This is a genomic window from Leptolyngbya sp. UWPOB_LEPTO1, from assembly GCF_017302695.1.
Taxonomy (GTDB): Bacteria; Cyanobacteriota; Cyanobacteriia; order Leptolyngbyales; family Leptolyngbyaceae; genus Leptolyngbya; species Leptolyngbya boryana.
Window position 1 is genome coordinate 55,088 of sequence record NZ_JAFLCJ010000019.1, and the last position, 20,256, is coordinate 75,343.

The following is a 20,256-nucleotide window of genomic DNA, read 5'->3' on the forward strand; positions in this document are numbered from 1 at the left end:
ATGGAGACAAAACAGCTAGAAGGGGGTGGATTATCGGTTCCTGTGTGCTATGTGACACAATTAGGTGAGCGTCAATGGCTGGAGCCTCAAATTTTGCGTCATACCTTACTAGAGCAGCTTTTTTCGTCTCAGGATCTCAAATCATTGGCGCTGGTTAAACTGGATCGTGCTTCCTTGAATGCAGACAATCTCAAAGCGGCTCGATTCGAGGATGGGATGATTCGTAAACTGACATTTAGTTCAGATCGCAATTTCTACTTTGCTGACCCCACCCTTGCTGAACAAATAACCCAATTCTTTGCGGCGGAACGAGATGCAGCATGTCGTTATGGCTCGTTATTGGTTAGTGATTGCTACAAAGGCACTACGACAATCGAAACGCTAAAACTGAAGTTAGTCGATTACACCGATCCTGAATTTGCGGCTTACAAAACGCACGATTGTCACGGCAGAATCTCTCCTCAGTTAATGCGATCGCTAGCCTTCGATGGAACTACACCAGATCGCCCTTTCCAATTCCGCATGGCGCACACAGCATCATCTGATTTAGGCTTCAGCTTTTTAGCAAAGGGAACGGTTTTGGTCGATCCGACGTTACCAAGCAATGTTGATTTCGTATTGGATCGATCCTCAATCAAAGGCATTCACAAAGATCAGCTAGAAGCATTGCCGTGCGGAGAGTACGAACTTTCGCAGGTCGTTCTGGGCAATCGTGCAAATGCTGAGGTAGCACGATATAGCAATTCCTGGCAATTCTCGATGTGGTACTCCAAGTCAGCAGTACTTGCTGATTTCCTAAAGCCAACCTTGAAGAAAGCACAGGAGTTGGCCGAAAAGCAACGTGACCCAAAGCAGCTTGCTCAATATGTTGTCCAACGCTACGACCAAGAGCAAAGCGATACAGAAGGTGACGAGCAGGAACCTCAAGAATCTCGCATGATTTCGATTCTGAGGCACGATCGCTATGGATTATTGCTGTACGCGCCGAAGGTGGTGGATTTCTTAGAATCACAAACGGCAAGTCGCTGGCGTGAATTGGCTGTGAACTCTGGTTTCCAGCATAGTTCTGGTATGGCACAACCTGGACGAGAACTGCCTCGCGGAATGATTTGTGCGCCTCACTTACCAAAAGGCAATGTCGTTGTGACTCGTTACCCGATCGTTTCTTCCGACAACATTCGCATTTATCGGAATGTTCATGATCCAACGCTTTCTCAAACGGAAGGTGTCGTATGGATTAATCCCCGTGATGCGGCTGAATATCATCAATGTGATTTTGATGGCGATCAACTGATTGCGACTCCGGCGCAGTGGATACCCAACATTGCTAAGGAGACGCTTCGAGCCGGAGAGCCAAATCGCTTTCCGTCGATCGTTAAACGCCCCAAAGTCCCTTACACTGAAGTCCAAACTGAACAGGGGCAGTTCGTGTACAATACCTTGCCGAAAGTCGCAGCAGCCGTTTGTCAAAATGGAATCGGACGAGTTGCAATGCTAATCGGGCGAGTTCATACGGCTGTGCCAACAGAGGAGGAATCGGCTTCACCGCACAATCAACGGCAGTTTGAGAAATCACGACATCAACTTCTGAATCGATTGATGGCAGCGCTTCAGGTCGAGGTTGATTCTCCCAAAAGTGCAGAGCGTACTGAAACGATTGACCCGAAGTTACTCGACGATGCAAAGCAATGGTGTGAAAAGCATCCTTCACCATTTTTTGATTTCCAGAAAGATCCAAGACTGTACCGTCAATTCGCTCTGCCGACGCAAGCATCAGGGCAACCAGAGGTTTCAGTAGTGTGTGTGCTAGCAGCCGAAATCAATCCACTCTGGGAAGCAACTCAACTTCAATCGCTGCCTCGTGAACATTTTCGGTATCTCTTTGATCGTGCTGAACTCGATACCGATGCTTTGGATTGGGCAGAGAATCTGAAGGAACGTGCACAGCAAGCAACAGCGCAGATTCGACAACTGGTTGGGGAGGATGCGGAAGGATTTAGGGTGGCGATCTCTGCCCTAAACGAATCCTTTCGCGCTGAAATCAACGAGACGTTCTCCACTCCTGAAGAACAGCGATCGATTGCCGCAGCGATTTGGTACACCCAACACACTCGCCCAGAACTGGATCGCCCTCGCAAACAATCGATGAGCGTTGCAGCAAAATTACCGATTACTTTTAGCCAAGGCACGTACAGCTTACCCAAGAGCCCCTATGAATTGGAAGCTCACGAATTGAGTGTTCCATTTGATCGGGCGCAGACTTGGATGCAAATGCTTGAAGCACGCCATATTGAGTATGAAGCGATCGTCAATCCTGCTTTACCCGTGGTCGATTTTTACTTGCCGACGCTATCTGAGCGCAATGCGGCTGTCTTGCAGCAACAGTTTGGGCATCAGGTGGTGGATGTCGATCGCATTCCCAACGATTTACGAGTGGTTCCGCCTGCTGATTTTACTTGGGCGCATTCAGTTGGCGATACTGGAAAAGCATCGCTGGCATACACGCTGATGACCGAGCAAGTAACGGAGCAGCTCCAGAACTTTGAGGTGAGCCAAATTAAAGTGATCGGCATTACTCACAACGACTATGCCAATGAAGATTTCTCTCGCTGGCAAGGTCAAATTGAGATTGAAGTGGTTCCCTATGCCCTTGAACCGGAGCATCCGAAGTACTATGCGATGAATGGGATTCCAGTGCTACAAGTCGTCGGAGGTGGTGTGCTTGGAACCTTCGCACCAGAAACAGCAAAACTACCAATTGGAACCCGATTTGAGGCAACGGTTGAAGACTTTACGCGCTCGATGGTGCAATTGCGAGTAAGTGATCAGCTTGTGCTGTCACCAGAGCCTTCGATATCAGACGAACAGAATGCAGTGCAGCGCCGTCTAGCTGCGGCGATCGCGCAAACTTATCAATTGCTGTCGTCGCCAGCCGAGTCGGTGGAGTTGCCGATTGGGGAGCGGTGGACTGCGATTGCATCAATCACTGGCGACTACACTGTAGAAGATAATGGCAACAGATTAGTCTGTCAGGGCAATTTTGCATCTGGGGCAGTGAGTCAATTCCTGAGTCAAACGGATGCAGATGAATTCCAGCAAATGATGCAGCAACGAGATGCGGGTTCTCGAAAGCGACAATCGATCGTCGAGCGATGACGAGCCTGAATCTCGGCTAAAATAAGGGCAAGAAAATTCCGAAAGCGATCGCAATGGTTCAACTGCAAGACCGAACGACTGACCAGCTGCTGACCTTGCCAGGGACTTGGGAAGGCTTCAAACTGGTGCGGCAAGGATTGCAGGATTCTCCGGGTGCAAAATTGTCATTTTATGAGGGAGTGATTGAGATTCTCATGCCTGGAGAAGCCCACGAACTCTTCGCCCACATGATTGGGTATTTTGTGACGACCTTTTTGGCAGAGAAAGGTATCCTTTTCGTGCCCACTCGGTCTAAAGATCAGGAACGTGAAGGCGTTGCAGCGGTGCAAGCAGATGAGTCGTACTGTTTAGGACGGGCGAAACCAATTCCAGATTTATCAATTGAGGTGGTCTTCACGAGCGGAGGGGTCGATAAATTAGCGCGGTATCTAGCCCTGGGTGTGCCAGAAGTTTGGTTTTGGCAAGATGGCACGTTGGCACTGTATCACCTGCGAGCGGAGGGCTATGAACAGATTGTGCGGAGTGAACTGCCTGGACTGGAAAATCTCGATATTGAACTGCTCAAGCGTTGTCTCTTAATCGCTGAGACAGATACAGTAGAAGCAATTCGCGCGTTTCGGAATGCGATTTCCTAGTCATTCACTTAACGATTGTTTCTATAATTCTCAACAATTCTTCTGCTGATGCACTTGCTAATTCTTTAGGTTCCAATTTGTGTAATCCATCGCCATAGACTCGACCTTCTGCAATCAAGTGTTGCACTGGAATTGACTTAAGTGCATTCCAGATAGAATGGCATTGTTCAGGATGAGTAGAGAGAAGACGCGCAAGGTCAGACTTGGGATACATCATCAAGTAAACGTTGGGCGCGATCGCACTCGAATGATTCAGAATAAACCGAAATGGATTACCTCGCTTCGCGCCTGTTCTACCCATGTAAGTACACAGAAACGGCGCAGGTTGTCGATTCTCTTGCAAGTACCAGAGAGATCGATGCCGACACAAATACCCCTCCGCAACGCCAGCCTTTACTCCACTCTGAAGGTATTTCCAAACAGCAGGACTTTCTCTTTGTAGTTTCTCTGGTGAATCTGTACAGGTGAGTAGAAACAGCTTACGATCGAGAACTGGATTGCCTTGTTCATCTGCCAAGATTTCATCGCTCGGTAAATATCGAGAACTAGGCAGGATTGGGGTAAGAAACTCCTGAGAAATCTCGAAGGCTTCGATCTGCTTAGGTGTGAGGATGAAGAACTGATTGGCTCCAGTTGCTACTCCTCGCTTAATCTCAAATAAATCGGACAACTTAGCTTGCGGCGCATCTTGACGTTGGGAAGCGACCGTAATTTGTGTCCATTTTGCTGAAGTCCTCAGCGTCTTGGTTGAAATCAGCTTTGTGATAAGAGGCTTGTCAATGCTACCGCTAAATGTAAATTCGACTGCATGATCTTGTTGAAGTCGAGTGTTGCGAAACCAAATGATTGAAGATGAAACTAAAGCATCACCAAACTGTAAATCTTCTGGTTCAAAGCGATGAACTCGCAGTAAACTCACGCTATTGAGTAAATATGATTTGATTTGCTTGCCGTAGTTGACATCCATGAACTCAGATGGAATCAACCAACAAGCTAACCCTCCTTCAGTCATCCACTCATGCGCGGCTAGTAGAAAATAGCAATACAGTCCAGCCAAACCACTGAGTTGAATTCCAGACCGCGCGATCGCAAGCTCTCTGAGCAACTGCTTCTCTGTCGTAGATAGGTGATGATGTCGAACATAGGGCGGATTGCAAATGAGCAGGTTTGCTTTGGATTGCTCGTGCTTTGGAGTCGCAATTTTTGTAAAATCGGAACACTCAACTTTAAGAGAAGAGGATTTCCAGAGTTTTTGAGCGATCTCAGCCACATTCGGATCAATTTCGTACCCGATCGCACGTTCAATCTGTTCGCTGGAGAAGGTTTGAAGTAATGCAGAATAGAAAGAACCTGTGCCGATCGCAGGATCGAGAAAGCGAACTTTTTCTTTAGGGGAGAGCAAAGATTTTGAGTAGTTGAGAATTGCGCTCGCGAGTGCATTGGGAGTCGCAAATTGCCCTAGCCGATTGCGCTCTGCTGCACTTTTAGCAGTATCCAACCGAGCCTGCTCTAGCACTCGCTGGCACTCGATCGATGTGAGGTCAAGTTGCTTATAATCCGAGGTCTGTAAAATCATCAATCCGGTGCTTCCCAAACCCAATCAATCCCTTCAGCCGCTTCGTAGCCCAAGTAGCTGCTATCAAAGTAGCCACACAAGAATAAAACGAATTCGATCTGTTCGCCATAGGTGGCGCGTAATTGTCTCATTTTCTGAGCTTCTTCTTTCTTCCGCTTATTCACATTGGTGAAGTCTCCCGCTGATTTTGCCTCTACCAGCACCGGAAAATCTCCTGGATGTGCGGTCTGCCGCATAATCACTGCATCAATTGGAATATTGATTGTTTTCTCTCCTTCTGTTGTTAAATTCACAGGGACATTTAACCGAAAACTGTAAGTTCCAGGTGGCATTTCAGTGAATCGCACTCTCTGTCCGGCAGGAAGTTCCCGGTAGTGATGCGCGTTTAGCCATACTGCAATCTCCTGAAGTTGCCGCATTTCTTGAGCATTGCGAACGATCGGATCGGTGGATGCCCCGCACAAGCGATCAGCAATGATCGTTGCAGCACGATAACGTTCAGCTTCTGTAGGAGATTGATCGGTGGTGAGCCAGGTAAAGATATCGCGATCTACCAATCTTGAAATGAGCGTTGTGATTTTGCCAAGTTCTTCGCTCAATTGCTCGGCCTTCAATCGAGTAGGCAACCTTCCTTTTTCTAATCGCTCCACTAGACTTTTAGAAACAGCGGCTAGCCCAATTAATCGATCTCGTGCCAGCGGTGGGCAGGTACACATTCTCAGCGTTGCGAGGATCTGAGGATTCTGTTGCAGAATCTGTGGCTGTAAGTTTTGCAGATTATCGGTGGTTCGCAGGGCGGCTGCGACAACTTCTGTGACCTGAATACGAGTGTCATGAAATGCCTGTGGCGCAAAAGTCATGAACCAATTGTTATACAGATCCACAGACTGAGCCATATCTGCGTTCCAACGATTCGGTTTGTCACGATTTACAGCCATGTGAGTCCTGCATACGAAAACAGTTCTACTGTACTCCTACAGTTCACTGATGCAAAGAACTTGTTGCAGAAAATCACGACTACAGGTTGAAACAGCGTTAGGTCGAAGCTTTCATCTGTTCCAAGCTGGTGGGTGCAATTTCATAGACCACTTTGCGCTTACGTTCCACTAAAGTCCCTGGTACTGGTATCCCTTGCTTCCACGCATTTTTAACTGCCGTTTTGTCTACTTTGCGTTCCACAATCTCTTTGACGGTGATGTAGTCCTCTGGAACCTGCCCGAAGTCAATCACTTCACAGGATGGCGGATTCAGCTTGATCCGAATGCGTCGATGTTGCCCGATCGCTTCTTGCGCTATCAAGTCTGCGGAATTGAGCGTCAGAATCGTCTCATCGAGTCGTTCGCGCCAGCGGGTGAGCCGTTCAATCTCTGCGGTATGGATTTTAACGAGATGCTCCATTCGCGCCTTGAGTGCCGTGATTTCGGCATCAATCTGATCTGCTAATTCAGCATGAGCATCGATCGCGGCTTCCTCGCTTTCTTGGAGTTGCCAAAGCTGTTGAACAATTTCGGCTTCTTGCTCTGGGGTTTCGGCGGCATCTAGCTCTTGCCAAGTTTGCGATGCCAGAATGCTGATGCCCTTGAGCGATCGCACTGCCACTGATTGAGGAATCGAGTTTGCCATCGTCACCATCTCCCGCAAATTTGATAGTAATCCTGCCGAGTTGTAATTTCTGCTTCAAGCTGAGTGAGCAACTGAGCATCAGCGTTCAACGCTTCAGGACGGGTTATGCGTAGCCCCATTTTGCCATCAGAACTAGGATTCTGAAGCAATTTCAAAATTTGAGCAATTCGACGAACAATGGAAGGTTTCATAATGTTCTGCTTGAGCCAAAGTCAACATTACTGACGCGGTAGCGGTTAGTATTAGTTGAGTGCAGCATCTGGATTAAGCTTTTGATGATTTCGCCGCGCTGCTTCCTGAAGTAGCAGATCCCAATGTCTTAAGCGTTCACCTTTCTGGACAACTTGTTCTGCTGCTGCGCGGGCTTGTTCTAAAATCGCAGCATCTTTCACTAAATCTGCGATCGCGAACCTGGGAGCGCCTGCTTGAGAAGTTCCTAGAATTTCACCTGCATCCCGAAGCTGAAGATCTATTTCTGCGTTGCCTTCGGCTCCCGCGAAGCGTGTCCGCAAACCCATTCGCCGATCGTTCTAAAACTTCAAGACGTTCCCTAGCAGTCGTCGAATCCGAAGTATTCATCAGTAAGCAGTACGACTGTGTGTGCCCGCGTCCGACTCGTCCCCGAAGTTGGTGTAGTTGAGACAAACCAAATCGTTCAGCATGTTCAATTACGATTACAGTTGCGTTTGGAATGTCGATTCCAACTTCAATCACAGTGGTTGAAACGAGAATTTGGGTTTGGTGATTGCGGAATTGCGCGATCACACTTTGCTTCTCTTCCCCATTCATTCGACCATGCAAAAGTCCAACCGTGTGATTTGGAAATTTGGCTTGATAGCGATCGTAAGCCTCCATCACAGATTCCAGTTCTAAGGTTTCAGATAACTGTTGCTCTAGGCTGAGTGAATTGCACCCTAAATTGATCCCACCCAAATCTGTCAAGTTGGCTTTCGCAACTGATCCAGTCCATTCAGAATCAAATCGAGTCCAAACTCAAAATCATGGAGTCCGTCATAGCTGCCATCGATGACGCGATGAGTGAGATAGTTCATGTGGGGATATTGTTCTGCTGAAATCAGCGGCAGACCCATTTTTGCAGCTTCTGCATACTCCGATGGCTCAAACGGGAAGTTCAACTCCTGAAGCGTAAAGCCGTAAATGTGACTGTCGATCGCATTCCAGGCATGATCCGCCATCTCCAGCGAAAAGCCTGCCGCATGGAGACAGCCCAGCGTGGCATCAATATAGCGCAACATCGCGGAACCCACATTCACCCGTGACACGATCGGTATCGTTGCCCAGGGGTGACGGAGCAAAACAGTATGAGCAGAGCGCGATCGCTGCCGCATTGCCGTCTTCCAGTCGATCGTCAAATCCGGTAACTCAATCTCGCTAATGACGAGCTCCACAAGGCCATCGATTAAGTCGTCTTTGTTCGTCACATGGTTGTAAAGCGACATTGCCTTGACACCCAAGACTTGGGCAAGCTTGCGCATGGAAAGTGCCTCAATCCCTTCCTCATCGGCAAGGCGGAGGGCAGTCGCTAACACCCGTTCTCGACTCAGGGGCAGTTGAGGGATGAGGTTTGAATCTTGCGTCTTAGCCATATCGTCCTTCACGAATTCCGAGTATTAGTTCGAGTTGCACTGACTCGCCCCTCATCTTGACAAACTTACGCCGTAAGTTAAACTTACACTGTAAGTCTAATCTTAGGAGGATTAGCTCAGACTTGGGCAAGTGCCTCCTATCACTGGAGAACATCATGGAAGCAATCAGCCCCTCGACTCAGACGATGAAAGCGATCGTGCAAACCGAATATGGTTCTGCGGATGTGTTGAAATTGGCAGAAGTCGCGCGACCTGTAGTGCCAGACAATGGCGTGTTGGTGAGAGTTCATGCCGCTGCTGTCCATGCGGGAGACTGGCATCTGATGCGAGGAACGCCATTTTTGCTTCGCTTGATTTATGGCGGACTTAGATCGCCCCGGATCAAAATCCTGGGATGTGACGCAGCGGGAACAGTAGAAGCAGTCGGTAAGGCAGTGACGCGGTTCAAGCCGGGAGATGCCGTCTTTGGAGATTTGTCAGAATCGGGGTTTGGGACGTTTGCGGAATACGTGTGTGCCCCTGAAACGGCATTTGCCTTGAAGCCGACGAATCTGACGTTTGAGGAAGCGGCAACGGTTCCGGTTTCCGCATTGGCAGCACTTCAAGGACTGCGAGACGTGGGGCAGATTCAAGCAGGACAAAAGGTGTTGGTGAACGGCGCGGCTGGCGGGGTTGGGTCGTTTGCAGTGCAGATTGCCAAAGCGTTTGGTGCAGAGGTCACAGCAGTATGCAGTCCCAGTAAAAGCGAGATGATGCGAACCCTTGGGGCAGATCACGTTCTGAATGCGATTCCAACAATGAATCAACCGCAGTATGACTTGATTCTAGATGCGGCTGCTTACCATTCCGTTTTTGAGGTATTGCCTGCGGTGAAACCCAAGGGTGTCTATGCACTTGTGGGAGGATCTACGGCTCGATTGTTCCAGGTAATGTTATTTGGAGCGGGGATTTCAAAAATCAGTCGTCGCACGGTGAAGTTTCTAGCGACTAAGCCGAATGCAGTAGATCTAATTGTTTTGAAAGAGTTGATTGAATCGGGCAAGATGCGTCCCTTTGTCGATCGCTGTTATTCCTTAAATGAAGTCCCTACGGCGATTCGTGCGCTCGAACAGCGGCAAGTGCGAGGGAAAGTGGCGATCCGGATTGGAGCGGCAGGGGCTTGAAGCGGTCGTGTGATCGCATTTAGGGTGCAAAAAATGCTGAAACTGCTGGCTTGTGGTTAATCACTTGCACCCTAAAACGGCGCGATCTGCTTCAGATATCTCTACGAGATCGCTATAACTCGATTTGCTTTTTCTGAGGCAGGCAACTTGCCTTCTCTTTCAGTTGAATCTCTGGGGACTGTGGTACTTCCCAACACGCTGGCACTGGTGTTAGCTCGAACATTTGCTCCAATTGTCTGGTCACTGCTTGCAGTCGATAGTGATCCCATCGATCTGATACGCAAGAGCCATCAAAGCGAATCCGACTTGTGATGATATGAATGTGGTCATGAGCGCGATCGCAATGCCGCACAACGACATAAGGATTATCATCAAAGCCCATTTGTCGAAAAAATGCTTGCGCGGCTTCACACCAGGATCGATCGTCCAAGCGTTCGCCCAAAGGCAAACTGAGCGAAGCATGATACATACACCGCACAACTTTGGTATTCAAACGTCTCAGACAGTTCAATTCCTGTGCTAGATCAGCGGGCGTAAAAGTCGCCAGATTCGTTTCGAGCAGTTGCGCGTCGGGTTTGCTCAGTGCGTAATTGAGAATCGGATAGAAGGCTTTGCCTTTGAAATGTTTACCAATCATCAGATTATTGAATAGATTGAACAATCAGTTTTCTTGCGTCGTTAATCAGTTCCACCGCTTCATCTAAGGACGTAGAGCCTGACTTGCTGGGGTAGTTTGTGTTCAATTGATTGAGATTTTTGGCAATGTTACCCAGTCTTTGATAAAGCTGGATTAATTGCTGCGATCTGGCTGGATCAGTGGATTCAGCTTGCTGCAAGAGAACTCTCAGTAAATCGCTAACGGTTAGATCCGATTGACTTGCTAGGTGCTCTGCTCGTTGATATTCCTCTGCGGTTGCGCGGAATTCAATGCGATGAGGGTATTTTGACGTTTTCGCCATAATCGAAATACGAGCGCTACAAAATGCTTGATGGGTTGATGCGGGGGAAGAATGCTGCAACGATCGCATCAACGATTTCAGTTTTATCTTGTGTAGTTGATTGATTAGATCGAGCTTCACTAGCCAATGCCCAAATCATAGCGATTTTTGCGGCAAATCGCATTCAACTATTCTTCCTTGGCTATTTGTACGGGTGTTGACATAGCTTGCCATGATTTTTGACAGGATTGAGCCTTTCAAAATCGAGTGCTGCCTGATTAGCTCTCGCCGCATTCTGCGGCTGAATTCACGATTGATATGACTTCCCTGTAGAATCTGGCAAATAGAATGAGGCATTTTGCGGCAACTCTAGCATTGTCGTTCTCGTTGCCACAAAATGCCACTCTGAAAAAGCTCCGTTTTGATCGAACTGAGGCGTGATGAGGGGCAAATAAACAGCAGATGCAGAGTACCAGGATAAACTGTGGAATTTCGCCGCAGAGTGCCATGCTGAAGGCGATGAAGTAGGGGTAACTTTGCCTCACCAATGGCGTGATGAGGCAAAATTGCTTAGGCGATCAGTGCATTGTGATCGCTTGCTCGATTGAATGCTCGCTGACGCTTGTAGAACGTGGCAAGTTGCCGCTGACGCTGAGCGCGAACTGCCTCAATTGAGGCCATTCCAAACTTCGTCGCTTCCGCCATCAATTCATCCAAGCTCAGTTTGCCATACTGTTTCTCAAATGCAGTCTTGAATGCTTTCCAATCAAACATTTTGCCTTGTTTCGCTGCTTTCAGTTCGAGTACTCGTCCGGTCATTTCTCGTAAGGTGTTAAAGACCATCCGAACTTGAACTTCGCCATTCAAATGAGCCGTCGCGGTATCAATCAGAGGTTGATGTGAATTGCGAACCATCGTGTTTCTCCTTGTAATTCAGAAATAATTGTTGAGTAATGAACTCGCTTCGATCGCGACCTGTGGTCGTTGATTTATTTCGGTTGCGGGAGCTTTGCTTTTGCTGAAGGCGAGCGCTATCACACCATGTAAAAAATATGACAGCTAATAGCTGTCCAGATTGAGTTGTGTGAGTTGCATTCATCTATTGCTCAAAAGCCACGAACATTAGATTTGATAAGGAAAGTAGCAGCTATTCTGCACAAACTCGGTTTGTCTAAGGCTAAGTGATATCGACCTCATGAAAGCGTTGAGTTAAAGCCTTCAAACGCTGGCTTGGTCTAGGATATGACGATTTGAACCAAGCAAATGTCCGGATTTACGAAGAAATCAGGAGGTCAGAACGTTTGCTACCTTGTGAAAATGACAACACATAAAGGGTAAGGATGCAAATGATCGACGAGTTTGAAGCATGGCTCGAACTCAAACTGCATACCAGTATTGCAAAACAGTGATTCATAATTTCAGGGTGCTGAACCGATTTCTCTCAATGAGCAGTTCGTTGAAAGGGGTACATTCTCTATCAGACTCATCTAGCAAAACGGCACTACCGTGAGTAGGAGGAAATATGGCAAAAGCAGGACAATCCCTCAAGCAAGTTCTAACAGAACATGGAATTAGTCAAAATCGATTAGCGATCGCAATGGGAATTAACCGCTCTACTGTGCATCAATGGGTAAATGAGATTAGCGATCCGTTAGCTGAAGCAGTGACAAACGTCATCAAAGGCTTACGAGTAATCGAACCCACAGCAGCGGAACAGTTTATCGCGCTTTATCTAGAACAAGACCAGACCCCTTCAAACCCAGATTAAATTCAACTTGGAGCGGTTAGCAGGGCAATCTGAACAGGTTGCCTCTGCCATTTGGCAGGAATAGCAAAACGGTAGAAGAGTATCGCCGTTTCTTTTCCTGCCATTTTTCAGAGGCGAAATGCCGCGCTCTTCCTTTAAGGTCAGAGTGTTGTTTGCCCTAGTATTTATCATGAGCAACACTATCGAGCAAGTCGAACTGTCGTGCCGATTGCGAGTTCCTGCAACTTCACAGTATGCTCACTTGATCCGCTACCTCAAAGAGCATCCCTACAAAAGCATTCATACCTTTTTGCTAGATGCAGCAATTGCGTTTTACTTACCTCAAGCCTTCATTGAAGGTTCTGCCTCAACGGAGTCATTGCAAAATGCTGGAAGACTGTCTATCTCCGCTTTGTTAGCCCAAGTCACGCTGATTGCAGTACAAGTCAATGCTTGTTTACCCGATGGGCACAAGCTACAGACTCCGCTCTACGACTGGGAGACAGGTCAATCAACGTTTGCCCAGCCTGATGCGATCGATCACGCTGAATTTCGCACTGCTACCTCTCTTTTCAATCCGTTTGACTTCGCAGATTTCAACGCATCGGGACAAGCTTATGAGCATCGTTAATCAGCCTCATCGATTAGTTGCTGCGATCGATTTCGGTGGTTCTGCAACAAAGGTCATCTATGCCCTGCATGAACAATCGCAAACGCCAGCCAGCTTAGTGATGGCTTCTGAAGTGATCCAAGTGTTTTCTACAAGGTTGGATTGCGGTCAGGCTCAAATCGTTGCGGTTTGCCCAGAGAACCGCGCCTGGGTGAAGTTGGGTCAGGATTGCTGGGCAGTCGGACACTTTGCCAAGCGGTTTCATGCCCATGCGGGTTTGAATCAACCTAAGTTCGAGCGGGCAATTTATAAGACGTTGGCAGCAATTTGGGTGATTCAGCAGCGGTTGCAGTTGCCTCAGCAATTTGAGCTTTCGTTATCTTGTGTATTGCCGCCGAATGAGTACGCTGACCGCGATCGCGTTGAACGTCAACTTCAGATTGTACTGAATCAATTCCAAACTGCGACGGGTTCTATAGAGGTCAAACTCATTCAATTTGACTGTCAGCCTGAAGGAGCCGGAATTGCAATTCATTATGCGAATGCTGTGAATGGTGATTTTGCAATGCGTCAGATTGCGATCGCCATGATTGGACACCGAAACGCAAGTGTCATCACCTTCAATCAAGGCATGGTATCAGTCTTCAAATCCTCGAACCTCGGTTTCATTCGATGTTTGGAGCAAATTGAGCAACAAACAAGTGGGCAACCACCGGAACGATTACTACCTGCTGTTGTGCGGTGGATTGCCTCGAAAGATGAAAGGGCATTTAACGCGATTGCACGCTCAACCCATTATCGAGACGAAGAGATCCAACAATTGGTAAAAGCGACCCAGCAAGCTAAAGCTGATTACATTCATGCACTTCTGTCCTGGTTACAGGAAGCCGTTCCAGATCCAATTGATGAATGGATCTTCGCGGGTGGAACCACGAATTTAATTGCACCAGATTTAGTAGACTTCTTTGGCAACCACATTTCATTCCATGCAAGCATTGAAGTTCCTGAAACTGTGGACAGCAGCAATTATAGGCATCGGCTTTCAGACGTATGGGCATTGTTTCAATATGCTTGCTCACGTCACCTTCAACACACCGCTTGATTGAGGATAGGACTATGCAACCCACAATTCATCTCGTCGATGGCTCAGGAGGCGGGCGAGGCAAATCACTGTTTACCTGTGCAATGGCACACTACAACCAAGTGCATCAGTATCCAGTTCAGCTATTCGATGCGGATGAAGCGCATCACTACAACGTCAAGAAGTTTTATGCGGATGCGATCGCGCTCATCCTCAGCGAAATCGAATATCAGGATCTCGATCAAATCTGGAATGTAGTAGAACGCGGTTTAATTTCAGTTGTCAATTTACCAGCAGGCTCCCATAGTTTTGTTTCAGGCTGGTTTAAGAGAACTGGATTGCTAGAACTAACACAGGATAGTGAACCGATTCGCTTAGTTAAATGGTTTTTGTGTAATCCAAGTCCACAAACTTTAACACTGTTTGAGCAATCCCTGGATGATTACTCAAGCTACGCTGATCGTGTGACGCATGTGTTTGTTCGCAACCTACATCTTGCAACCGATCGACAATGGCGAGAATTTACTAGTACGCTCGAAACAGCAAAAACAGCAGCAGGTAAACCCTGGCAATTAGTCTTTGAATCGCCTCAAGTCAAGGTCATCGATTTTCCAAAATTTCCGCCGTATGAGCGCGATCGCTGGGAAAGTTTAGGCTGGAGTTTGGCGGAAGCAATTGCACCCTCTGATCAATTTCATCTGCTCGAACGCCAGCGTATCGCGACGTTTCTCAAACAATTCTCGCAAGCCATAGACGCAACTCAGATTTGGGACAATGTGCCGACAAAACCCGAGGTACTGAAGCGATCTCAAGCGATTCAACTGCAAGAAAAAACTCAACCCCAGAAAGCCAGCCTGAAAGGATTCGCCCCTAGTAAGTCCAAATAGCGAGAAACTGAATTATGGTTCGCCAATCCCCTGACGAGATATTGCTGCTTGATGATGACATTATTGCAACCCCACCTCACGCTAATGTTGCTAAATTACCTGTGCATATGAATTCTGCACTAGATCATTTGCTGATTGGAGAGCCGGATCACGTTAAAGCTAAAGTGCTTGAAGTGTTGATGCAGTACAATCTCGATTCTGATGATCCAGCATTTATTTTGATGGCTGCGACTGGGCGACTGCAAGCTTTACTAGAGGAAAAGCCAAAGGATCTGAATGCTCTGTTTGAACAATGGCGGGACGATGTTTATCGGCAGGTGACAGACTATCGTGAGGGACTGAAAGAGTATGAGAGAACTGCGCTAGAGGCTCAGAGAACTGCGATCGCGCAAACTGTCCAGGCGTTGATTCGCAAAACCGCGATCGATCAATTTATGCACCAGTTGAGCGCAGCTTCGACGATCGTTGCCGCAGTCATTCTTACTGTTGCCGCAGGAGTCGGAGGGGGCGCTGGATGGATGTACGCGCAGTGGCAGCGATCTCAGATAGAAGCTGATCCGTCTGGTAAGCGTCAACTCACGCTTGATGAAGCCAATACGCTCAAATGGGCAATGAGCCGAGAAGGTCAATTTGCCAGGGAAATGATGACTTGGAATCAAGATTTACTAATTCGCAACTGGCAAGGACGATTTGCCTGTGAGGATCAAGCGAAAAAGCTAGGTGTGGTTCTCAGAAGCGGAGAGCAAAAAGTAGACTCTGGATTCTGTACACTATGGATACGATCAAATCGGCAATAAGTTGAGGTTAGCAAAAAATAAAGCCTGACTCACAAGAATCAGGCTCATGCAGTAGGTCAGACATTCGCAGACATTCAATTATTCGTCATCGAGATCCGAATCATCTTCGTCAAGCAACTCATCTTCGTCCTCATCATCCAAATCCAAGTCATCCAAACTATCCAACACATCTGGTACATCTGGCTCATTGGATTTGCGATTATTGCGGCGTTCCAGAGATCGACGATTCACTTCGATTAAAGTGCGAATGCCAGCTTCCGAGTCTTCAGGAATGGAGGCATCAAAGTTAGATGCGATCTGCGCCATCACTGCCAATTCAAACTTGAGCGCATCCGGTTCACCAAAGAGCTTCGGAAAGACTTTGGTGTTCCAAGCTTGCCAATCGAAAGTGCCGTTGTTGCGTTTGACTGACGCGGAGACAGCATTGCCTAAAATTTCTCGCAATCCGTAGTAAGCAGGAACCGTTGCACTCTCCGCTCGCAATGGCATTTTGATTTTGTAAGTTTGAAACAATGCGTTCCGAATGGCTTTGACTGCGACTCTCGGATCGCTCAAATCCAGCGTTGCGCTTGATTTAGCAACTGACTTTGTCGTTCTGGTGGTTCCATTCTTGACTTTGTTCGTTGTGACCATTGGAATGAGACTCCTTTCTCATCACTTTCACCCCATTCGCCGCCAGAGGCGGCAAGGCATTGAGAATGCCGCCTTCATTCATTCTCATCCTGCCCAGCTCTGACCGATTTGTACATCGACCGTGACTGGAATTGGATTCAGAATGTGTTGAGCAACTTTAATCATGTAGCGTTCAACAAGTTGACTCACATTCAGTGCGATCGCTTCAGGGCATTCCACCAAAATCTCATCATGTAGCATCCCAATCAATCGAGCATCCGGCGGCAATCGTTGGCTCAGTTGCACCAACGCCATCTTGGTAATATCGGCATTCAGTCCTTGAACGGGATGGTTGATCATTTCGTTCAGGTTGGGACGATCTCGCCAAAGTCGCCTTCTGCCCGTGAGCGTTCTGCAATTTTTAATTGAATGCACATAGACGTTTTGTTTCATCTGCTCATGCCATGCCTTAATGCCAGGGTATAACTCAAAGAAGCGTTTCCGGAATCGTCTAGCATCAGCCAAACTGAGCGAAACGCCATATTTGATCAAAGCCTGACTCTGAAGTTTGGCTGCGCCCATCCCGTAGATCAGCCCAAAGTTAATCGCTTTCGCCAGTCGTCGCTCTTCTTCAGTGATTGATGCAGGGAGCTTATCGAGTAGGAATGCGGCTGTCAAGCAGTGTAAGTCTTCCCCAGCTTGAAAAGCTCGCTTTAGCTCTGGGTCATTGCTGATTTTGGCAACAATCCGCAGTTCAATTTGCCCATAATCACTTTTGATCATGACGTTCCCCGGTGCTGCCACGAAACACTGTCGCAGTTGCTTCTGTCGAGGAATGGTTTGGAGTGCTGGATTGCGGCAACTGGCTCTACCGGATCGCGCTCCCAGTTGATACCAAGTTGGATGAATTCGCTGAGTTGTTGAGTGAATGGTCTGTGGCAGGGGTTCGTAAAAACTGTCAATCAGTTTCGTCAACTGTCGGTACAGCAGTAAAACAGGAATAGCAGGGTGTTGATCGGCGACTGGAAGAAGCGATCTCTGACTCGTCGATTTGACTACTACCCCATCTGCTGCCAGTGCTTGTTTGATCTGAGCCGATGAGTTGGGATTAATCTCATTTGGATGTTCAGAAAATAAATTAGACTGCTGTACTCCGGGTAATCGAAGCTGCTGACGAATTTGAGTGAGAACCTGCGTTTGTTGTGCTTTGAGGTCAATGGATTGCGATCGCAGTCGTTCTCGATCGATGCCAAAGCCATGAAGCTCCATCTGAGCAAAAGCAGGCATACACTGAGATTCAAGCTGCGCGATCTCACTCAGTTCAGCAACGATCAATCGTTGAACTAACGCATCATAAACAGGTAGCAAAATCCCTGCATCAGTTGCAGCATATTGGATTTGCTTAGAAGTGAGTCTATCTTGAGAAAAATCGCTCTGCTGTAGCGTTTTGTTCAGAGTTATGCTTAATAGCTTTTCGACGACGGCTTGTAATGACGATCGCAGTGGAATGCCTGCTGTCCACACTTTGAATGCGAGCTGCGTGTCGAAAAAAGGTGGCTGAAGCTGTAATCCAGCTTGGGTGAGGAACTGCCAATCGAATTTGAGATGATGTCCAATTTTGAGAACAGAGCTTTGCAGCAGGGATTTGAGTTGGCTCAGTTGCTGAAGCTTGAACAAATCGACGACTACGACAGGCTGATTGGGGATAGCCAGTTGAATGAGCCGGAGTCGATCGCAGTGCGGGTCGATGCCAGTCGTTTCGGTATCGATCGCTAAAATTGGAGCATTGAACAAGGGTGCGATCGCAGTTTCTAAATCCGCATCCGAATCCACGAACTGATAAGGATAAGCAGATCGAACGACAGAACAGTGGTGAATTTGAGCATGATCTTGCGTGTCGTCATAGCTGTAAAAATCGATGGACATGGAAAGTGGCGATAAATCTTCCCAGGCTCGTGGCGGTCGCTATGCGAGATTCCGTCGATACTGGCGCAAAATCCCAGAATCAAGCGCACGACTGGCAACTTCCGTTCGACTATGTGCGCCAAATTTCTGCATCAGCATTGAAACATGACCTTTAACCGTGCCATTCCCAATGTAAAGACGAGCGGCAATTTCTTTATTGGTCAGTCCCTTCGTCAAGAGTTCCAGCACATCAACTTCGCGTGTCGTCAAATGTTCGACCATTTGCCACGATTCCTCGAATAGCTGAACGGCTGCTGTAGATTCCGCAGCGGCTTCTTGGTGTACAGGTTGCGATTTCTGTTGCAGGAGATGATGTGCGATCGCAGGATCAATCCAATGATTGCCTTGATAGGTTTGCTGCAACGCAGTCGTAATCAATCCAATCGAATGATGCTGAAGGCAATAAGAATCAGCGCCCCTATCAAACGCAGATAGAATCATTTCAGGTTCCCGGTTTGCGGTCAGTACCATAATTTTGATTTTGGGATACTGCTGCTTGAGCGACTGAATTACGTCGAGTCCGTGCATTTGAGGAAGGTCAAGATCTAAAACGACGATCGCGGGGAACTTGGCTTTGACCAATGCTAAGCCTTTCTCGCCAGTTGCCCCATGACCGACGACTTCTGCTTTTGGAATCTGTTTTGGCAGCGCTGTTGCGAGTCCAACTCTGACTAAATCCTGTGGCTCGATTAAGATAATCCGAATCGTCTGGTTGACCATCCTGATTCCCCTTCTGATGTCATTTTTACACGTCTTTGCCCAGTATTAATGACATCGAAGGGGGCGGTCAGGCATCATCCAGATGACTAAACGATCGCAGTCACCTGGACAAAAATTGCAGATGGCTCAATCTTCCAGTTCGTCATCGTCAAAGTCAAACTCGTCGTCCGACAGCGTCTCTGCATCAGTATCCAAAATGTTGAGGTCATCCAGTTCATCATCCAGTTCTAATCGAGCCGATTTGAGTCGCTGAGTTGCGCCTGGGAGCAGGTCAGGTTCTGCGGAGAGGGATGGCAACGCTTGCGGTTCGGTAAAACCTGCAATGTTGTCGTGAATACCCCAGATCAGTGCTTTGGTGGTTGAAGTTCCAAGGAAAAGCTGAGGCAAGTTCTCGATCATGGGTGAGGTAATCGCTTCAGTCTTGCAGCACCACGATTTATTGTTGCCTTCACCTTCTTTTACCGCCTTGAACGTGACCTCCAGAACGCCCAGACTGCGCCACTTGTCACTTTTGCCGGAGTAGCGTTGTCCGGAATAATCCGAGAACGTTCTTTCGAGCTTGCGGTAGAACTCTTCACGCGCAGATTTGAAACTCCATAGCGCCACATTCTTGAAACGCACGACGATCGGGGTCGTGTGCAACGGTTGATTGTCTTCGTCGAGAAAGACGATCGCGTGTTCTGAGCAGGCATCCATCGTCTTCTTGTCAAACGCATTGCGATATTCGTCATAGAGTCCAACTACAGTGCTGCCTAAATCTTCAACGTCGTTCTTGTAGCGAATGTATTCTGGAACAAATGCCAGCACGAGCATTCGAGTTTCAGTGATTAGCAGTCCATTCACTTCTTCAGTGAGTTCTACCGTGTGCAGTTCTTCTCAGTGGGTAGATTGAGCCAACCTGCTTTGTCCAGTTGGTCAGTTGGGATTAGAATTCCTGCGGGTTTATCGTTTACCACAATGCCATACGGCAACTGCGGACGACGAATTTGGTTATACGACTCATGCAGCAGTTCTGGATCGATCTCAAAAGCGATTGCTTTTGGCTTCGCAGCTTTGGCGGCTTTGACGGTTGTGGTTCGAGAAGATTTTGCTTTGGTGTTGACCATAACCCAACATTCAATTCATCACTGCAAAAGGGG

At 47.7% G+C, this 20,256-nt stretch carries 23 protein-coding genes; 8 read left to right on the plus strand and 15 right to left on the minus strand.

Going from position 1 to position 20,256, the window contains the following annotated elements; translation table 11 throughout:
* Together J0L70_RS24000 and J0L70_RS24005 are read left to right on the plus strand one after the other, a co-directional pair.
* Positions 1–3,156: a hypothetical protein gene (locus J0L70_RS24000; RefSeq protein WP_190649455.1), complete on the plus strand. Its 3,156-nt coding sequence runs from the start codon at positions 1–3 to the stop codon at positions 3,154–3,156.
* A gap of 53 nt (positions 3,157–3,209) precedes the next feature.
* Positions 3,210–3,791: a Uma2 family endonuclease gene (locus J0L70_RS24005; RefSeq protein ID WP_190649457.1), complete on the plus strand. Its 582-nt coding sequence runs from the start codon at positions 3,210–3,212 to the stop codon at positions 3,789–3,791.
* A gap of 4 nt (positions 3,792–3,795) precedes the next feature.
* Here J0L70_RS24005 and J0L70_RS24010 read toward each other — a convergent pair whose 3' ends face one another.
* From J0L70_RS24010 to J0L70_RS24040, 7 genes are all read right to left on the minus strand, one after another.
* Entirely contained in the window at positions 3,796–5,367 is a 1,572-nt protein-coding gene (locus J0L70_RS24010; RefSeq protein ID WP_190649459.1) for an Eco57I restriction-modification methylase domain-containing protein, read from the minus strand.
* Entirely contained in the window at positions 5,367–6,305 is a 939-nt protein-coding gene (locus J0L70_RS24015) for a XamI family restriction endonuclease (protein ID WP_287456194.1), read from the minus strand. The genes J0L70_RS24010 and J0L70_RS24015 overlap by 1 nt, the downstream gene beginning before the upstream one ends.
* A 97-nt stretch (positions 6,306–6,402) precedes the next feature.
* Positions 6,403–6,990 carry a siphovirus Gp157 family protein gene (locus tag J0L70_RS24020; RefSeq protein WP_287456196.1) on the minus strand — a complete coding sequence of 196 codons (588 nt, stop codon included), beginning with the start codon at positions 6,988–6,990 and terminating at the stop codon, positions 6,403–6,405.
* A 2-nt stretch (positions 6,991–6,992) separates the two neighbouring features.
* Positions 6,993–7,181, minus strand: a complete 189-nt coding sequence (locus tag J0L70_RS24025; RefSeq protein ID WP_287456197.1) for a hypothetical protein — start codon at positions 7,179–7,181, stop codon at positions 6,993–6,995.
* Positions 7,182–7,232: 51 nt separating this feature from the next.
* Positions 7,233–7,502: a hypothetical protein gene (locus tag J0L70_RS24030; protein WP_287456199.1), complete on the minus strand. Its 270-nt coding sequence runs from the start codon at positions 7,500–7,502 to the stop codon at positions 7,233–7,235.
* Positions 7,435–7,932, minus strand: coding sequence for a helicase-related protein (locus J0L70_RS24035; RefSeq protein ID WP_287456200.1), 498 nt, complete (start codon positions 7,930–7,932; stop codon positions 7,435–7,437). Before J0L70_RS24035 ends, J0L70_RS24030 begins: the two co-directional genes overlap by 68 nt.
* The gene (locus J0L70_RS24040; protein ID WP_287456201.1) at positions 7,929–8,597 is read right to left on the minus strand and encodes a TetR/AcrR family transcriptional regulator; all 669 of its coding nucleotides are present in this window, start codon (positions 8,595–8,597) and stop codon (positions 7,929–7,931) included. The genes J0L70_RS24035 and J0L70_RS24040 overlap by 4 nt, the downstream gene beginning before the upstream one ends.
* 155 nt (positions 8,598–8,752) lie before the next feature.
* On the opposite strand from J0L70_RS24040, the gene J0L70_RS24045 reads away from it, so the two are divergent.
* Positions 8,753–9,760, plus strand: a complete 1,008-nt coding sequence (locus J0L70_RS24045; RefSeq protein WP_242044306.1) for an NAD(P)-dependent alcohol dehydrogenase — start codon at positions 8,753–8,755, stop codon at positions 9,758–9,760.
* A gap of 112 nt (positions 9,761–9,872) precedes the next feature.
* On the opposite strand, the gene J0L70_RS24050 is transcribed toward J0L70_RS24045, so the two are convergent.
* The 3 genes from J0L70_RS24050 to J0L70_RS24060 all read right to left on the minus strand — a co-directional run bounded on the left by J0L70_RS24050 (position 9,873) and on the right by J0L70_RS24060 (position 11,613).
* Entirely contained in the window at positions 9,873–10,397 is a 525-nt protein-coding gene (locus tag J0L70_RS24050; RefSeq protein ID WP_287456202.1) for a relaxase/mobilization nuclease domain-containing protein, read from the minus strand.
* A gap of 4 nt (positions 10,398–10,401) precedes the next feature.
* The gene (locus J0L70_RS24055; RefSeq protein ID WP_287456203.1) at positions 10,402–10,719 is read right to left on the minus strand and encodes a plasmid mobilization protein; all 318 of its coding nucleotides are present in this window, start codon (positions 10,717–10,719) and stop codon (positions 10,402–10,404) included.
* A 549-nt stretch (positions 10,720–11,268) separates the two neighbouring features.
* The gene (locus J0L70_RS24060) at positions 11,269–11,613 is read right to left on the minus strand and encodes a hypothetical protein (RefSeq protein WP_287456204.1); all 345 of its coding nucleotides are present in this window, start codon (positions 11,611–11,613) and stop codon (positions 11,269–11,271) included.
* 607 nt (positions 11,614–12,220) lie between these two features.
* Between J0L70_RS24060 and J0L70_RS24065 the strand changes: the two genes are divergently transcribed.
* From J0L70_RS24065 to J0L70_RS24085, 5 genes are all read left to right on the plus strand, one after another.
* A complete protein-coding gene (locus tag J0L70_RS24065; protein WP_190653379.1) occupies positions 12,221–12,466 on the plus strand; it encodes a helix-turn-helix domain-containing protein in 246 nt (81 codons plus the stop codon).
* Between the two features lie 169 nt (positions 12,467–12,635).
* A complete protein-coding gene (locus tag J0L70_RS24070; RefSeq protein WP_287456205.1) occupies positions 12,636–13,076 on the plus strand; it encodes a hypothetical protein in 441 nt (146 codons plus the stop codon).
* A complete protein-coding gene (locus J0L70_RS24075) occupies positions 13,063–14,157 on the plus strand; it encodes a ParM/StbA family protein (protein WP_287456206.1) in 1,095 nt (364 codons plus the stop codon). Before J0L70_RS24070 ends, J0L70_RS24075 begins: the two co-directional genes overlap by 14 nt.
* A 14-nt stretch (positions 14,158–14,171) precedes the next feature.
* Positions 14,172–15,023 carry a P-loop NTPase family protein gene (locus tag J0L70_RS24080; protein ID WP_287456207.1) on the plus strand — a complete coding sequence of 284 codons (852 nt, stop codon included), beginning with the start codon at positions 14,172–14,174 and terminating at the stop codon, positions 15,021–15,023.
* 14 nt (positions 15,024–15,037) lie between these two features.
* On the plus strand, positions 15,038–15,820 hold the full coding sequence (locus J0L70_RS24085) for a DUF6753 family protein (RefSeq protein ID WP_190653375.1): 783 nt from the start codon (positions 15,038–15,040) through the stop codon (positions 15,818–15,820).
* 78 nt (positions 15,821–15,898) lie between these two features.
* Here the strand turns inward: J0L70_RS24085 and J0L70_RS24090 are convergent, their stop codons facing one another.
* From J0L70_RS24090 to J0L70_RS24110, 5 genes are all read right to left on the minus strand, one after another.
* A complete protein-coding gene (locus J0L70_RS24090; protein ID WP_190653374.1) occupies positions 15,899–16,453 on the minus strand; it encodes a primosomal protein in 555 nt (184 codons plus the stop codon).
* A gap of 84 nt (positions 16,454–16,537) precedes the next feature.
* The gene (locus tag J0L70_RS24095) at positions 16,538–18,358 is read right to left on the minus strand and encodes a DNA polymerase (RefSeq protein ID WP_287456209.1); all 1,821 of its coding nucleotides are present in this window, start codon (positions 18,356–18,358) and stop codon (positions 16,538–16,540) included.
* A 39-nt stretch (positions 18,359–18,397) separates the two neighbouring features.
* Positions 18,398–19,117, minus strand: a complete 720-nt coding sequence (locus J0L70_RS24100; protein WP_287456210.1) for a LuxR C-terminal-related transcriptional regulator — start codon at positions 19,115–19,117, stop codon at positions 18,398–18,400.
* Positions 19,118–19,243: 126 nt separating this feature from the next.
* Complete coding sequence (locus tag J0L70_RS24105) at positions 19,244–19,960, minus strand: DUF5895 domain-containing protein (RefSeq protein WP_287456211.1); 717 nt, start codon at positions 19,958–19,960, stop codon at positions 19,244–19,246.
* A gap of 14 nt (positions 19,961–19,974) precedes the next feature.
* On the minus strand, positions 19,975–20,223 hold the full coding sequence (locus tag J0L70_RS24110; protein ID WP_287456213.1) for a DUF5895 domain-containing protein: 249 nt from the start codon (positions 20,221–20,223) through the stop codon (positions 19,975–19,977).
* Between the last annotated feature and the right edge of the window lie 33 nt (positions 20,224–20,256).